The sequence below is a fragment of the Lysinibacillus sp. TE18511 genome, from assembly GCF_054062295.1.
Genome location: NZ_JBSSFD010000036.1, coordinates 19698 through 35070, shown reverse-complemented (window position 1 = coordinate 35070; position 15373 = coordinate 19698). Strand labels below are relative to the sequence as shown.

General features: G+C 37.5%; 20 protein-coding genes. 11 read left to right on the top strand and 9 right to left on the bottom strand.

Features of this window, described 5'->3' with window-relative positions; all coding sequences use genetic code 11:
• The first annotated feature begins 20 nt into the window (after positions 1–20).
• From ACVWXS_RS20195 to ACVWXS_RS20180, 4 genes are all read left to right on the top strand, one after another.
• On the top strand, positions 21–728 hold the full coding sequence (locus ACVWXS_RS20195) for a glucosamine-6-phosphate deaminase (RefSeq protein ID WP_456959908.1): 708 nt from the start codon (positions 21–23) through the stop codon (positions 726–728).
• A 257-nt stretch (positions 729–985) separates the two neighbouring features.
• Positions 986–1855 (top strand): LysR family transcriptional regulator, encoded by an 870-nt coding sequence (locus ACVWXS_RS20190; protein ID WP_456959907.1) that lies wholly within the window; start codon positions 986–988, stop codon positions 1853–1855.
• A gap of 160 nt (positions 1856–2015) precedes the next feature.
• Positions 2016–2750 carry an urease accessory protein UreH domain-containing protein gene (locus ACVWXS_RS20185; RefSeq protein WP_456959906.1) on the top strand — a complete coding sequence of 245 codons (735 nt, stop codon included), beginning with the start codon at positions 2016–2018 and terminating at the stop codon, positions 2748–2750.
• Between the two features lie 85 nt (positions 2751–2835).
• Positions 2836–3159: a YnfA family protein gene (locus ACVWXS_RS20180; protein ID WP_456959905.1), complete on the top strand. Its 324-nt coding sequence runs from the start codon at positions 2836–2838 to the stop codon at positions 3157–3159.
• A 58-nt stretch (positions 3160–3217) separates the two neighbouring features.
• Here the strand turns inward: ACVWXS_RS20180 and ACVWXS_RS20175 are convergent, their stop codons facing one another.
• The 4 genes from ACVWXS_RS20175 to ACVWXS_RS20160 form a co-directional block, all read right to left on the bottom strand.
• The gene (locus ACVWXS_RS20175) at positions 3218–3973 is read right to left on the bottom strand and encodes a class I SAM-dependent methyltransferase (protein ID WP_456959904.1); all 756 of its coding nucleotides are present in this window, start codon (positions 3971–3973) and stop codon (positions 3218–3220) included.
• 149 nt (positions 3974–4122) lie between these two features.
• A complete protein-coding gene (locus ACVWXS_RS20170) occupies positions 4123–4524 on the bottom strand; it encodes a hypothetical protein (protein WP_456959903.1) in 402 nt (133 codons plus the stop codon).
• A gap of 106 nt (positions 4525–4630) precedes the next feature.
• Positions 4631–6013 carry a Na+/H+ antiporter NhaC gene (gene nhaC, locus ACVWXS_RS20165; protein WP_456959902.1) on the bottom strand — a complete coding sequence of 461 codons (1383 nt, stop codon included), beginning with the start codon at positions 6011–6013 and terminating at the stop codon, positions 4631–4633.
• Positions 6014–6258: 245 nt separating this feature from the next.
• The gene (locus ACVWXS_RS20160; RefSeq protein WP_456959901.1) at positions 6259–6396 is read right to left on the bottom strand and encodes a hypothetical protein; all 138 of its coding nucleotides are present in this window, start codon (positions 6394–6396) and stop codon (positions 6259–6261) included.
• 277 nt (positions 6397–6673) lie between these two features.
• Between ACVWXS_RS20160 and ACVWXS_RS20155 the strand changes: the two genes are divergently transcribed.
• Positions 6674–7294, top strand: coding sequence for a DUF47 domain-containing protein (locus ACVWXS_RS20155; protein WP_374967178.1), 621 nt, complete (start codon positions 6674–6676; stop codon positions 7292–7294).
• Positions 7295–7309: 15 nt separating this feature from the next.
• Entirely contained in the window at positions 7310–8326 is a 1017-nt protein-coding gene (locus tag ACVWXS_RS20150) for an inorganic phosphate transporter (protein WP_374967177.1), read from the top strand.
• A 45-nt stretch (positions 8327–8371) separates the two neighbouring features.
• On the opposite strand, the gene ACVWXS_RS20145 is transcribed toward ACVWXS_RS20150, so the two are convergent.
• A complete protein-coding gene (locus tag ACVWXS_RS20145; RefSeq protein WP_456959900.1) occupies positions 8372–8767 on the bottom strand; it encodes a hypothetical protein in 396 nt (131 codons plus the stop codon).
• Positions 8760–9062 (bottom strand): hypothetical protein, encoded by a 303-nt coding sequence (locus ACVWXS_RS20140; protein ID WP_456959899.1) that lies wholly within the window; start codon positions 9060–9062, stop codon positions 8760–8762. The genes ACVWXS_RS20145 and ACVWXS_RS20140 overlap by 8 nt, the downstream gene beginning before the upstream one ends.
• A gap of 113 nt (positions 9063–9175) precedes the next feature.
• On the opposite strand from ACVWXS_RS20140, the gene ACVWXS_RS20135 reads away from it, so the two are divergent.
• The 5 genes from ACVWXS_RS20135 (at position 9176) to ACVWXS_RS20115 (ending at position 13737) form a co-directional block, all read left to right on the top strand.
• Complete coding sequence (locus tag ACVWXS_RS20135; protein WP_456959898.1) at positions 9176–9874, top strand: response regulator transcription factor; 699 nt, start codon at positions 9176–9178, stop codon at positions 9872–9874.
• Positions 9871–11316 (top strand): ATP-binding protein, encoded by a 1446-nt coding sequence (locus ACVWXS_RS20130; protein ID WP_456959897.1) that lies wholly within the window; start codon positions 9871–9873, stop codon positions 11314–11316. Before ACVWXS_RS20135 ends, ACVWXS_RS20130 begins: the two co-directional genes overlap by 4 nt.
• Before the next feature lie 2 nt (positions 11317–11318).
• A complete protein-coding gene (locus ACVWXS_RS20125; RefSeq protein ID WP_456959896.1) occupies positions 11319–12386 on the top strand; it encodes a LolA family protein in 1068 nt (355 codons plus the stop codon).
• A gap of 10 nt (positions 12387–12396) precedes the next feature.
• Complete coding sequence (locus tag ACVWXS_RS20120) at positions 12397–12618, top strand: hypothetical protein (protein WP_374967171.1); 222 nt, start codon at positions 12397–12399, stop codon at positions 12616–12618.
• A gap of 171 nt (positions 12619–12789) precedes the next feature.
• Positions 12790–13737, top strand: coding sequence for an MBL fold metallo-hydrolase (locus ACVWXS_RS20115; RefSeq protein ID WP_456959895.1), 948 nt, complete (start codon positions 12790–12792; stop codon positions 13735–13737).
• Positions 13738–13766: 29 nt separating this feature from the next.
• On the opposite strand, the gene ACVWXS_RS20110 is transcribed toward ACVWXS_RS20115, so the two are convergent.
• The 3 genes from ACVWXS_RS20110 to ACVWXS_RS20100 are packed head-to-tail and all read right to left on the bottom strand — an operon-like array spanning position 13767 to position 15024.
• Positions 13767–14225 (bottom strand): hypothetical protein, encoded by a 459-nt coding sequence (locus ACVWXS_RS20110; protein WP_456959894.1) that lies wholly within the window; start codon positions 14223–14225, stop codon positions 13767–13769.
• An 18-nt stretch (positions 14226–14243) separates the two neighbouring features.
• Positions 14244–14597, bottom strand: a complete 354-nt coding sequence (locus ACVWXS_RS20105) for a DUF4260 domain-containing protein (RefSeq protein ID WP_423474960.1) — start codon at positions 14595–14597, stop codon at positions 14244–14246.
• On the bottom strand, positions 14584–15024 hold the full coding sequence (locus tag ACVWXS_RS20100) for a MerR family transcriptional regulator (RefSeq protein WP_068985599.1): 441 nt from the start codon (positions 15022–15024) through the stop codon (positions 14584–14586). The genes ACVWXS_RS20105 and ACVWXS_RS20100 overlap by 14 nt, the downstream gene beginning before the upstream one ends.
• Positions 15025–15373: the final 349 nt, after the last annotated feature.

The window sequence follows — 15373 nt, the reverse complement described above, 5'->3', positions numbered from 1 at the left end:
AAAAGAGGGGGAATAAGGAATTGAAATTGGAACGTTTTTCTTCAAAAGAAGATGTATACACGCGTGCAGTAGATATTATAGTAAAAGCTAAACAAAGCGGTGCTACAACGTTCGGTCTAGCTACAGGTGGTACGATGGAACCGCTGTATGCTAAAATCCGTGAAATCGATGTTGATTTTTCCAATTGTATTAGCTTTAATTTAGACGAATATGTTGGACTATGTGCTAAACATGAACAAAGCTATGCATGTTATATGGATCAACATTTATTTCGTCATAAACCATTTAAAGAATCCTATTTACCGAATGGTTTAGCTGATCATCCAGCAGAGGAAGCGGCACGCTATGAATCTTTATTACAGCAGCATACAGTAGATTTCCAATTGCTTGGCATCGGACAAAACGGTCATATCGGTTTCAATGAACCAGGTACGTCATTTGATTCTTTCACACATCTTGTGACGCTTGCACAATCAACTCGCCAAGCAAATGCACGCTTCTTTGAATCAATCGATGAAGTTCCAACCCAAGCATTGACGATGGGGATTCAATCCATTATGCGCGCAAAGTGTATTTTGTTAATCGCTGTCGGAGAAGCTAAACGTGATGTATTAGAACGTGTGCTTATGTCTGAATATACAGAAGATGTACCAGCAAGTGTTTTATCGAAACATCCAAATGTTATTATTCTAACGGACTTGCAAGAAAAGGAGAATTCACACAAGTAGCAGCAGTAACACCGTTCACTTCTTCCATAGAGTGAAGCTGTTCACTAAACGTTTTAGACGATGAGATAAGATAAAAAAGTAGTTGAAGATACAAGTAAATGTAGAGCTTCAACTACTTTTTTTGCTTAGATTTTCTGATATAAAATAAAATAAATCGACAAACGGACGGTTAATGCTTTGTTGAAAAAAGACATAAAAAGGTTTCAAGACGTAAATAGATTTCGATATAATGAATGAAAAACTAGAGAGGCCTATTTATGGAAACAGAATGGTTACGAACTTTTATTGTTGCTGCGAAAACAGAGAATTTTCGTGAGACGGCAGAACAACGTTTTATTACGCAATCGACAGTATCGAAGCATATGCAGCATCTAGAAAAAGAACTTCAAACAACACTTTTTGAAAGACAGGGTAAGCAGGTGAAATTAAATCATATTGGTGCCCATTTTTTACTACAAGCAGAGAAAATGATTGCAACAATTGATGAAGGATTACAAAATACGGCGTCTTTTATGGATGGGTATACGTCTCAGTTAACAATTGGTGTTGCACCTCAAATCGCCAATTCCAAATTACCAGTAATCATTCACACATTTCAGCAGCAAAGACCTTCCATTCAAATCACGATTGAACTGTTAAAATCCAATGAAATCGGAGAAGCGGTATATGCAGGCGTAGTAGATATCGGTTTATCAAAATTGACATCGACTCGAGACATTCTAGCAGTCGTTCTCGCACAGGAACCACTTCAATTAATTGCTCCGATGTCAAAAAGAGCGACAGATGCACGGACTCTTTTACAGCAGGAAATTATTTTAACACATGAATACGCACCTTACTGGCAAGACATACAACAAGTATTGCAACAATTCCCAAGCTATAAAAGCATGCATATCAATCAAACAGAGGTCATCAAAAACTTTGTCAAACAAGGATTAGGTATCGCTTTTTTACCAAAGAGTGTGATCGAGGCAGAATTTCAGCAGCAATTGCTTCATAGCTATTCGGTACAGGAGTTTTCCCATATTGTATCGAACACTTATTTTTTATCAAAATATTTGTCAGCGGATATTGAGGCATTCTTAGCCGTTTGCCATTCCGTCTACAATGGGGCGACTTTAGACTAGCGTGTCTAAATTCTTAAGGAGCTTTTTTACTAAGTCATCATTTGGTCAAAGTTTTTCTTCAAACAACATTGTCAAGCAAATCTGCATCATTTATTCATATATTCCTTTTATACTAGATCAATCGGAAAGTTATATAATTAAAAATAGAAGGTGTTTTTAGATGTATAGTATGATGTCGAACATAAGCGAGTTTATAAGCGGACCTATTTCAATATTTTTAAATTCCTATGAACATTCTCCGTTCATTATGGCCATTCTACTTGGATTAATAGGCGCATTAGCACCTTGTCAGTTAACGGGGAATATAAGTGCTATCACTTTTTATGGGAATCGAGCAATTCAAATGAAAAGTAATTGGCAAGAAATTATGTTTTTTATACTGGGGAAAGTCGTGGTATTTAGTTTTATCGGCTTTTTCGCTTGGTTATTTGGACAGTCCTTTGAAACGAAGATGACTAAGTATTTTCCTATTTTTCGTCAAGCGCTTGGTCCGATACTGCTGATCACAGGACTCGTGTTGATTGGCATTTTAAAACTAAAATTTCTGAATCGAATTCCCTCGTTTATTCCGACTGTTTTAAAAGAGGGGAAAGTTGGCTCCTTTCTGATGGGTGCTAGTTTTTCCATTGCGTTTTGTCCTACGATGTTTGTTCTGTTCTTTGTTTGGTTAATGCCGATAGTCGCTACATCTTCCTACGGGTTAGTTTTACCGGCAATTTTTGGTGTGACAACCTCTGTGCCACTTCTGGTAATGCTGGGGCTTATTCATTTATTTGATGCAAAAAGGCTCATTATGCGGACAAGCATGAAAATGGGGAGAGTGATTCAGATGGTTGCGGGCGTTATATTAATCATTTTAGGTATTACTGATACGATTACATACTGGAGATTGTAATAAAGAGGGAGGAGTTAAAAAATGCTGTCAAATTTGAATAGATTATAATAGAGCTCAAAATATAAATGTAGAAAGTGTGAAAAAAATGATTAGTGCAACATTATTATTTATCCTCGCAGGAATAGGCGAAATTGGAGGCGGCTATCTAATTTGGCTGTGGTTAAGAGAAGGTAAACCATTTTATTGGGGTATTATAGGTGGTATTGCGTTAGCTTTATACGGGGTTGTCGCAACTTTTCAATCCTTCCCAACCTTTGGAAGGGTTTATGCAGCCTACGGAGGTGTCTTTATTGTTCTTTCTATTTTATGGGGTTGGGGAATAGACGGCAAAAAACCCGATGTCTTGGACTGGGTTGGAGCAGGCATTTGTTTAATTGGCGTAATGGTTATTTTATACCCTCGTTCATAACAAGGAAAAAGGTTACCTTAAAGAAAGTAACCTTTTTTTCTTGTTATTTTTTATAGTTTCACTTTATAGCAACAAATCGTAATCGCCAATAATCAGCAATCCATTGATCATCCTGATAAGACATAGGCTTTAGTAATTCTTCACATTTTGCATAGATCTGTTCTTTTTCAGCTTCTGATAAATGTTGGAGCATATTATGGCTGAACATCACTAGCCAATTACGTAGCCCATCGTCACCTTGAAGTGGGGTTGGGCGTTCATATAGCGTAATCATTTCAACCGTAAAACCAGCATCTTCTAATTTCGACTGGTATTCTTCTAAAGTAGGGAAGTACCATGGGAAATATTCCTCTATATAAGACAGATTTAATTCCTTCATACTTTTTTGTAATGCCCATACAATAGAAGCAATATTACCGTGTCCACCCATTTCAGCAACGAACCGGCCACCTTGTTTAAGGGAGTTGTAAATATTTTGAATGACTTGATCTTGCTGCTTCATCCAATGGAGTGCAGCGTTTGAGAAGACGGCATTAAATTGATTTGTTATGTGAAGTGCGGCAGCATCCAGTGTGTAAAACTGAATGTCTGGATATTTTTGCTGTGCAGCGATCATCATGTCGTGGGAGGCATCTATCCCTTGCACATTGGCACCAAGTTCTGCAATATCACGTGCTAAATCACCTGTGCCACAACCAACATCTAAAATTTCTTCATTTTCTTGAGGGGCAAGTAAGTCCACTAAGCTTCCTCCAAATTTTGAAACAAAGTCATGCTTTTGATCATATAAATTAGCATTCCATGTTGTTGTCATTTCTCTCCATCTCCTTTGTTTGAGCATAACAGAGGGTTTAGGTGAACAGAAATGCGGAAAATGATCAGTTTTGATTCCACATTGGAATATAGAAGGGGACAGGCTTTGTACGGTAGCGCCATGATCGTTTACCTGCATTGGCTCCTTAATTAAATAGTCAATTCCGTTTCAAGAAAAGTTGCTACATCATTCCAATCTTCTATTGGAGAACTTTTTTCATATTCAAAAGTGCCAAAATTCACATTAGCATCTGGTTCATCTTCATAAAGTGAAAATTCTCGTATTAACTCGCCATTTTCTATTACTAGTAGCTCTGCATTAAAATCCTCATCGTAGTATGCATAAGTAACAGAATGATCCATTGCAAGTTCCAGCCAAGATTCATTTGTTAAACCAAAGAACGCTTCTCCTTCTAAGTCTACAAAATATGTCCATCCATCTTCATGTTCTGCAATATGTACTGATTGATCAATTTCCTCATCGATCCAATCGCAATATCTTTTTTTAGCATCTTCTAATGGTAAATTCATTTTAAAACAACATGTTCTCATTTCTATTTATCACCTCAATTTCAAATACGGCTACTATTAATTTACCGTTTAACATGAAAGATACTCAACAAAAAAAGGTAGCTGACGTTCTCATCAGCTACCAATCTTATTTTTCAAGCTTCGTTAATGTTTTACCAGTCCAACCAAAGATGATTGTTAAAATTGGTCCGAGTAGACAGAAGAAGGTATATGGCAGGTAAGAAGTAGTTGGTATATCTAGTACACTAGCAATAAAAATACCGCAAACACTCCACGGAACAAGAGGGTTGACTACAGTACCTGCGTCCTCCATGACACGAGATAGATTTTTAGGGGCAAGTCCAACCTTCTCAAATTGTGCTTTAAATGCTTCCCCAGTAAGAAGGATGGATAAATATTGCTCACCAATTAATGTGTTGACACCAATTCCTGTAATGGCAGCGCCTGTAATAACAGAGCCAGCACTTTTAAAGAAACCTTCCACCTTCGATAAAATACTTTGAATAATGCCAAGCGTAAATAATAGACCACCCATTGTTAATGCTAATAAAACTAAGGCAATTGTAAAGAGCATACTGTTCATACCACCACGTGTCAGTAATGCATCTACGTCTTTATTACCAGTATTAGAGACATAGCCATCAAAAAGCATTTTGAATACATTCGACAGTGCAATCGGTTCTTGTATGTAGGCAATTCCAACACCAATAATTGAAACGACTGCAAGTGTAATTAGTGCGGGTGCTTTATAAAATGTCATAATAACGAGAACAACAATTGGTAATAATGTATACCAATGAACAAGTCCAGTTGACAGTAATCCCTCTTTAAATTGCTCAACTGTGTCAAATGAAGTATCTGCTCCTGTTGGCGATAATATTGCATAAAGAACAAATGATATTAAGAAAGCAGGAATCGTTGTCCAACCCATATTTTTAATATGCTCGAAAAGGTCTACGCCAACTGTACCAGATGCAAGATTTGTTGTATCTGATAGCGGAGACATCTTATCTCCAAAGAAAGCTCCGGACACAATCGCACCGGCTGTTATAGCTAAAGAGATGTCCATTGCACCTGCAATCCCCATAAAAGCAACGCCCACAGTCGCAACTGTTGTTAATGAACTACCAACAGAAATACCAACGATACTACAAATCAAAAATACGATGGCAAAGAAAAAGCTTGGTGAAACCGTTAAGAAACCGTAGTAGATAAGCGTTGGGATTGTGCCACCCATAATCCAGCTTGAAATTAAAATACCAATAAAGAAGAAAATAAAAACAGCTCCAAGACCAGCACTTGCACCTGCCACCATACCAGCTTCAAGCTCACGAAAAGGAACTTTTTTTAGTAATCCATAGGCAATTAAAAGCGAAATGACAAGTAAAATAGGTATATGGGGTGTCGCTTGTAGATACCCAATACTGAACGCCATCGTGGCAATAATTAATAATATAATGAAGCTTGCCTCGATAAATCGAGGGTTACTTTTTGCTTCAATTCGAAACATGTTAATCCTCCTAACAGTCACTTCTCCGCTTCAATGCGGTGAAGCCCAAAAGTATTATAGCATGCACATAAATTTTGTCAATTGATTGAAAATTACGTTAGTTCAATTAGTATGGTCCCAAACTTTCTTGAAAACCGTATAAGTTGCAACTAGGAAGAGCATAACAAGCGATAGAGGCTTTAAAATAGCTGGTGAAACAAGGTGTATGGTGTATGCACCAATGAACGAGTAAAGAAAATTATTATTTACGTAATCTTTTTAAAGTCAACCTTACCTGCAAGTAAAAATGTTAGCCATTTTTTTGTCATAACACGACGAATGGCAATAAGTAACAATGAAGACTCGACATATTTATGTAAAAATCGTTTACAATTCCTTAACATTTGTAACGGTGAAAAAATTGAAGAGAAAAAAGTTTTTTCAAGTATTTTTATAAAAATAAAAGAAAAAACGGTAATATTTAAAGAAAATATGGTGATTTTTATTATTAGGTTACCAACGTTTTCAACTTGAAAAAGTACTTAAAAATAAATGTGTCGAATTTTATATTACATTTTTGTAAATTCAACTCGTTTATGTTTAAAAATATGTAGAATTGTGTAAAGGTTTTGTTATGATGATTGCAGAAATCCACTATATTCTTTCAACAGGAGGAACATTATGTTCAACTCAAACAAGCAAGATCCATTTTTTAAGGCGTTATTAAACATTTCTAAAAATGTTAATGAAGGCATCTACTATGCACATAATGCACGTATACAAGATATAGATGCGCTGAAAGAGATCGCAGATACAATGAAACAATATGAAAAAAGTGGAGATAAATTGATTCATGAGCTGATCGTCATGCTGAATAAATCATTTATGACGCCTATCGAGCGCGAGGATATTTTAGCTCTTGCTAATAAATTAGATGATGTCATTGACGGCATGGAAGGCTGTATTGCTCACTTTGATATGTATAATTTAACTGAAGTGACAGAGCCGATGCGTCAATTCCTAACATATATTGCGAAAAGTACAGATGAAATGGTACAAGCAATGGAGCTATTAAATAGTAGAAAGCTTGTGGAAATGCGGAAACATGCGATTCAAATTAAGGATTATGAGCGTGAATGTGATGAAATTTTCCGTTCTTCAATGAAGCAATTATTTATCCAGGAAAAAGATCCAATGCGTATCATCGTGTTCAAAGATATTTACGAACAATTTGAAGATATTGCAGACTACTGTCAAACAGTAGCAAATACAATTGAAACAATAATTATGCGTAACGCGTAAGATGGAGTGTACGAAATGGATACGATATTACTAATAACAATATTAATCGTTATATTCGCACTTGTGTTCGATTTTATTAACGGTTTCCATGATACAGCCAACGCGATCGCAACTTCTGTATCAACAAGAGCTTTGAAGCCGCGAACAGCAGTATATTTGGCTGCGGGTATGAACTTCATCGGAGCTATTACATTTGTAGGGGTAGCGAAAGCATTAACAAAGGATATTGTTGACCCATACAGCTTGAATGCTTTTGATGGAGATACTACAGGTTCTGTCGTTATTTTAGCGGCATTATTTTCAGCAATCACTTGGAATTTAGTAACGTGGTACTTTGGAATTCCGTCTAGTTCATCGCATACATTGATTGGTTCTGTGGCAGGGGCTGCCATTGCAGCGGCAGGCTTTGATGCTTTGAACTATAGCGGCTTTATAAAAATCCTTCAAGCGCTTCTTTTCTCACCAATAATTGCGTTTGCAGCTGGTTTCTTAATGATGTCTTTATTTAAAGTTATATTCAAGGATATGAATTTATATCGAACGAATAAAGGTTTCCGGACGATGCAAATTGGTACAGCGGCTTTACAATCATTTACTCACGGTACTAATGATGCGCAAAAGGCGATGGGGATTATAACGCTCGCTTTAATTGCGGGAGGCTTGCATCAAGGTGACGACATTCCTTTCTGGGTACGTTTTGCAGCAGCATGTGCGATGGGTCTTGGTACATCGGTAGGTGGTTATAAAATCATCAAAACAGTTGGTGGTAAGATTATGAAAATTCGTCCAGTAAATGGGGTTGCAGCTGACCTTGCTTCAGCATCTATCATTTTTGGAGCGACATTAATTCACTTACCAGTTTCTACAACACATGTTATTTCTTCATCCATCATGGGGGTAGGAACAGCACATCGTGTAAAAGGTGTTAAATGGGGCATGGCACGAAAAATTGTGACAACATGGGTGATCACAATGCCAATTTCTGCAGTCATGGCAGGAGCTATTTATTATTTCTTAAGTTTATTTTTCTAACAATGAAAGGGAATGCACAATTTGCGTGCATTCCCTTTTTTGATTTTATTTAGTGATAGAGACGAGCAGAGTGGGACGGGAAGATATGGCGAAGTGATGGAAAGGCTGAGCAGAACGACGGATAGAAAAGAAGGCGACGGAAAGTTCAGGCAGAACGACGGAAAGAAAGGGCAGAGTGACGGAAAGAAAGGACGAAGCGACGGATAGCTCGAACAGAACGCCGGATAGAAAAGCAGGCGACGGAAAGTTCAGGCAGAACGACGGAAAGAAAGGGCAGAGTGACGGAAAGAAAGGACGAAGCGACGGATAGCTCGAACAGAACGTCGGATAGAAAAGAAGGCGACGGAAAGGCCAGGCAGAACGACGGAAAGAAAAGCCGAAGCGACGGATAGCTCGAGCATAACGACGGATAGAAAAGAAATCGACGGAAAGTTCAGGCATAACGACGGAAAGAAAGAACGAAGCGACGGATAGCTCGAACAGAACGACGGATAGAAAAGAAGGCGACGGAAAGTTCAGGTAGAATGACGGAAAGAAAGGGCAGAGTGACGGAAAGAAAAGCCGAAGCGACGGATAGCTCGAGCATAACGACGGATAGAAAAGAAGGCGACGGAAAGTTCAGGTGGAACGACGGAAAGAAAGGGCAGAGTGACGGAAAGAAAGGACGAATCGACGGATAGCTCGAACAGAACGACGGAAAGAAAAGACAAAACGACGGATAGCTCGCTCCGCTCAACGGATAGCCATATCGAATCGACGGATAGCAGAATCTGTGGTAATTATAAAGAAAGTGTAAAGTTCGGATAAAAAGACTTTTTACATAGTAAGGTTAGTACAGGAGGAAAACAGATGAGAGAAAAGCTATTACTGATTGAGGATGATACGGCGATTGGACGTATTGTAAAGGATACGCTTGAACAAGAGGGTTACCAAGTTACTTGGGCAACGACAGGGCTTGAAGGACTATCAGATTTTCAAGCAAATACATTCGATTTAGTGTTAGTCGATTGGATGTTACCTGAGATGGATGGTCTAACTGTTTGCCAAAATATTCGCTGGCAAAGTGATATGCCAATTTTAATGATGAGTGCGCGTAAGGAAGAGGCAGATAAGGTTGAGGGCTTGCAGGGCGCTGATGATTATATAGCAAAACCGTTTAGCTTAGAGGAGCTAAAGGCACGTGTAGCCTCTCACTTACGTCGCTGGAAACGTTATAACAAAAAGGAAATATCAGAAGATGTTACATCCTTTGCACACGGCTTAAAGATTGATTGGCAAAAGGAAACAGTGCGCCTTAATGAAGAAGAGCTTGCCTTAACACAGAAGGAATTTGCACTATTAAAACTACTGGCGAAAAATCCAAGCCAAACTTTTTCAAAAGAAGAGCTCTATCAGCATATTTGGCAACAGGCAAGCGTAGTTGAAACACATACAGTCACTGTACATATAAAGGCGCTACGAGAAAAGCTAAAAGACCCAGTCAAAACGCCGTATTATATACAAACAGTATGGGGCAAGGGTTACTGCTTTATTGGGGAACCGCTATGAAAATTAAAACTTGGTTACTCATCACTTTTTTTATCGTGATGATTTTACCTATAGCTGGTGCATATGGCCTTTATGTGTGGATTAACGCCTATTATCAAGATAAAAACTTTAGTGAGTATATCGAAAAGTGGACAGAACTTAATCAGGTAAAATCTGTACTCAACAATCCTGTGTATTATAAAAAAAATGCAGATATAAAAGATATTGAAGTACTAACCAATGATCAGTTAGCCATTACACTGTATTCGAAATCTGGCTATGTTTTGTATTCCTCAAATCCATTGAATTCGGGATTTGTATCGAAAGACCGTATATTTAAAGATTTATACGATTTAAAGCAAAGGTACAATGCCTTTACGTATAAAGAACCTGTTTATCAAGATGAGGAATTGCTTGGGGTATATGAAATTCAATTAGTTAGGACGGATTGGGTAAAAGGCGTAGAAAGTCGTTCTTGGCTTGTAATAGCTGGCTCTATATTATTATTTCTCCTAATTTATTTTGCAGTAATGATGCTGCTTAACCGTAAATTAAATCGGCCGTTGCATGAATTGATGCGGCAAATGCGAGCTTTTGCAAAGGGAGAGCATGCGGAATCGAATTTAGGGGTAAGAAAAGATGAAATTGGGGAGCTTGCTCAAACCTTTCTTGCTATGCAGGATGAAATAGAAACTGCGCGCGCTCACTTAAAAGCTGAACAACAGCAAAAGGAGCTAATGATTGCTAGCATTTCCCATGATTTAAAAACACCTCTTACAGCTATTCAAGCATATGCAGAATCTTTGCAAGGCGAGGCGTTATTAGAGGAACAGCAAGTCGAGTACCGACAGATTATTTTAACGAAGGCTGACATAATGAAGCAGATGTTAGAGGATTTACTAATGTACACTTTATTGCAATCTACAAGCTATCATTTAGAGCTAGTTGAAGTAGATGGGGAAGAATTTTTTGAAATGGCACTGTCGGATTACGAGCATCTATGTGAGAATGAAGGATTTACGCTTTCAGTTACTTGTGACATAGAGGGGATCTATGCAGTACATCCGAAGCAGCTTCAACGTGTGATCGACAATTTAATAAGTAATGCTTGGCGCTATGGGGAAATAGGTACAACGATAGGTTTAGCAGCTGTAAATGTAGGGAATTGTCCTATATGGTGCTTTGATTTTGTAGTACCAGCACTGGCAAAGCAAGATGGCATGTATATTATTGTGCAAAATAGCGGGCAAGGTGTAAATAAAGAAAATATTGAGAAGTTATTTGAGCCGATGTACCAAGCAGATACAGCGCGAACGAAGGCTGGGGAGCGAGGCACTGGACTAGGCTTAAATATTGCAAAACAAATAATAGAAAAGCATGGTGGGACAGTAGAGCTTATATCTAAAGAAGGCTATGGCACAGCTGTATTATGCTGGTTGCCACCATTTAAAGGAGAAATATGATCATGAATTGGAAAAAATCATTACGTGCAGCAAGTTTAGTTGCCGTACTAACATTTAGCTTGGTAGGTTGTAACACCGAGGCATCGTATTCACCACAGGAAATTATTGATCAAGCGTTGCAGGAAACGAAAGAACCACTTACTTACTACGGTGAATACACAATGGATATGGGCGAGGCTGGTGGAAAAGCTCAAATCAAAGAGTGGACGAAAGATGGGAAACGACGTATTGAGATCATAGGTGAAAATGGAGAGAACAGCATTTCAGTCAACGATGGTTCACAAATTATTACGTATGATGTCAAAGCAAATAAAGCTTTAAAGATGGATATTTCTAAGGATGCATTGAACACGTTTCCGTCACCTAGAGAGCAGGCAGAAGCGTTGTTTAATTTAGTAAAAGATACGCATGATATATCGATTGCAGGCGAAGAGAAAATTGCTGGAAGAGATACTTACAAACTTGTAGCGAAAGTCAAAAAAGATGATACTTTATTTGGCGATATGGAAGTTTGGGTTGATAAAAAAACATGGCTGACATTAAAAATGACAATGAACAGCGCAGGCAATAAAACAACGACTGAATATACAAAAATGGATGAAAGTGCAAAAATTGATGATACACAATTTACAATTGATTTACCAAAGGATGTAAAAGTGGAAGAAATAACTGTCGAAGAACCTGAATCAGTGACACTGGATGTAGTGAAAGAACAGCTAGGTGAATTTTTAATGGTGCCAGAAGAAAATGGTATTACTTTAGAGGAGATTTTATTAGATAAAGGGCTAGAAGATCGACCAGAGTACACTTTCAATTATGTAAAGAATGGTCAACAAGAAATTTCAGTAACGGTTTTTAAAGCGAATAGTAGTGTTACTGAGGAAGAGCCTATTTTTGGTGAAAAAGAAATGGACATCCGAGGTCAAAAAGGTACTGTCATGGACGAGAGTAAATTCCGTTATATTGGCTGGCAAGAAAAGGGCTATCAATATGGCATTATGATGGTAAACCCAGAGCTAACAATTGAAGACCTTGCCGCTTATGCAAAACAAATGACCGTCGTAAAGTGAGGTGAATTGTATGGAGAGGAATGAATTTATAAAATGTCTCGCGTTGTTTTTATTTAGTACAGCTTTTTTATATGGTGTAGGTGAAACATATGACGTTTCATGGCTGCAATTTCATTTCTTTGGACAATACAATGAAGAAGGGTTTTATTTTAACTTTAGTTCTTTAATCCCTATACTTGGTGGCATACTGATTGTGGCATTATATGAAACGATGATAAAGCGACTTATTTAACTTCTTTTAGCGGGTGTTCAATCATCCGCTGAAAGAAGTTAATGCCTCCGGACGCATATGCCGGGGCATAATTGATTACGATTAGAAAATCCATACAAGTGTGGATTTTCTTTTTTTATGTTTATTTAAATTAATGTTATAATATGTAAAAACTTCAAGGGAGGGTTGTAAATGGCTTGTGAGAGAGTAGAAACCGAATATTTTACTTTGCATACTCTAGATGACGGTGTATTTGCTGCCATTGCTAAACCAGGTAAAGGTGCTTGGAGTAATGCAGGAATAGTTGATTTAGGTGAAGAGCTTCTTGTTTTTGACTCATTAAGTACGCCTTCTGCTGGGAAAGAGTTAAGACGCCAAGCGGAAAGTTTAACTGGTAAGAAGGTAAAGTACTTGATTAATAGTCACTATCATGGAGATCACGTTTTTGGGAATCAAGTATTTTTGGATACAACGATTATTTCAACATATGACACACAGAAATTGTGTAATGAAAAAAATAATATTGAGGATTTAGAGAAAGAAGAGAAGGAAATGAAGCAATATCTTCTTCAGCTAAAAAATCAAATTGATTCAACAGAAGACAACAATTTAAAAGCAAGTCTAATCAACCAATATCAAGAAATGTCGAAAGTGTTGGATGATTTATCGCAATTACAAATTGTGTTACCATCCTTGTTATTTGAAGAAAAATTGACCATCAATGGTGCCGAACGAATGGTGGAATTATACTGTTTAGGCGGGGGACATTCACCGAATGATACATTTATGTACCTACCAAAAGAAAAGATAGCTTTTATGGGTGATATAGCGACAGAAGACTTGCATGTACCGATTGATAACCCTGTGGAATTTTTGTCTATTTTACAGCAAGTTAATCAAATGGATATAGATACAATTGTACCTGGTCATGGAAGCGTTACGAATATGGCTTTGTGTAATACATTAATCGATTACTTATCTTTTTTGACTCAAAGCTCAAAAGAGGCGATTCAACGAAAATTGCCAGTAGAAGATTTTATTTCTGCATTTGAAATCCCTAAAAAGTATAAAGAATGGAAGGGTGTAAACGGTATTAAAAAGAATCTTAAAACGATCTACACGTACCTTCAAAAAAACTAAAAAATCCACTGTTCAAAACGTGGATTTTTTTACGTCAGCGGAATAAACCCGCCCGCATCGCTGATAAAGGAACCAAAATCGCTGATAAATCCGCCCGCATCGCTGATAAAGGAACCAAAATCGCTGATAAATCCGCCCGCATCGCTGATAAATGAACCAAAATCGCTGATAAATCCGCCCGCATCGCTGATAAATGAACCAAAATCGCTGATAAATCCGCCCGCATCGCTGATAAAGGAAACAAAATCGCTGATAAACCCGCTCGCATCGCTGATAAATGAACCAAAATCGCTGATAAAAGTGTTCGCATCGCTGATAAAGGTAATAAAATCGCTGATAAAAGCGTCTGCATCGCTGATAAAAGAAACAAAATCGCTGATAAACCCGCTCGCATCGCTGATAAAGGAACCAAAATCGCTGATAAATCTGCTCGCATCGCTGATAAAGGAACCAAAATCGCTGATAAACCTGTTCACACCGCTGATCAATCTATCAAAACCGCTGATTTAAGCGATTTGCTGTAAATGAGTTTTAGTAAAGGCTTCTTCATATTTTAATCCATAGCCTAGTGCACGATCTAAAAAGATATGGGCCAGCCAAATTATAGAGACCATTAGCAGCGGTGTCGATACAGTGACAAAGCCTAAAACCAAGAGAATGGCTGGCATAACTAAACTATGACCAATATTGTAAAATAAAGCACCAACCTTTGTGTTGACCATGTAGCCTAACATGCTTATATCAGGTAGTAATAAAAACAAGACAAAATATACGAACGAAAAGTCAAAATGCCAGTAGAAAAATACAGTTACTAAAAACGCTATTACATATTCTAAAGAAATAATTTTACGTAGTTTCATAATGACCACGACCTTCCTGTAATTTTTTATACATATCCTCGATAAGTGAACCGATCACCAGTTTATTTTCCGCATATTTTCCTTCAGCTAATAATGTTCGAGTGAGCTGTAAGGATTGTAATGCCTGCTGATAAAACAGCAATTGTTGTTCAATGTGAGTGATCTTGCTAGAGAAGAGCTGTACCGTTTCTTGATTGCAGGAATCTGAAACAGGCTTTTGCTCTAGAGAAAGTAGTTGTTTGATTTCTTGTAATGTAAAGCCAAGCTGCCTTAATACTAGAATAAATTTAATTGTATGTTCACACGTGACATCATACACTCGATAGCCATTGTCCTGTTTATTTGGATGTAGTAATCCTTCTTTTTCATAGTAACGCACGGTATCAGTAGATACATGATACTTAGTTGCAAACTGCTTGATTTGCATATGAACACCTCCTAAATTTATCCTAACATTGGAGTATGCTCCAAGGTCAAGGTTTTATTTTAAATTTTGTGAAAAGAAGTGAAACGGTCGTTTAATGGAAGAGTGAAAGGCGATAGAAGGTATTGAAGAATCTTTGCAAGTCTCTATAAGAAGGGGGCTTGTTTTTAGTTGTCAGGAAATTTTAGTTTTTGTACGGTCATAAAAATACGAGTCTATTTACATATGCTAAAAAATTTTTATCGGGAGAAATTGATCCTTATATCTTATTTTTAGGTAAAATTTGCTTATTAAATTGAAAATAATGTGCCAGAAGAATTGTAATATTTTACACATGAAGATAGTATTAAAG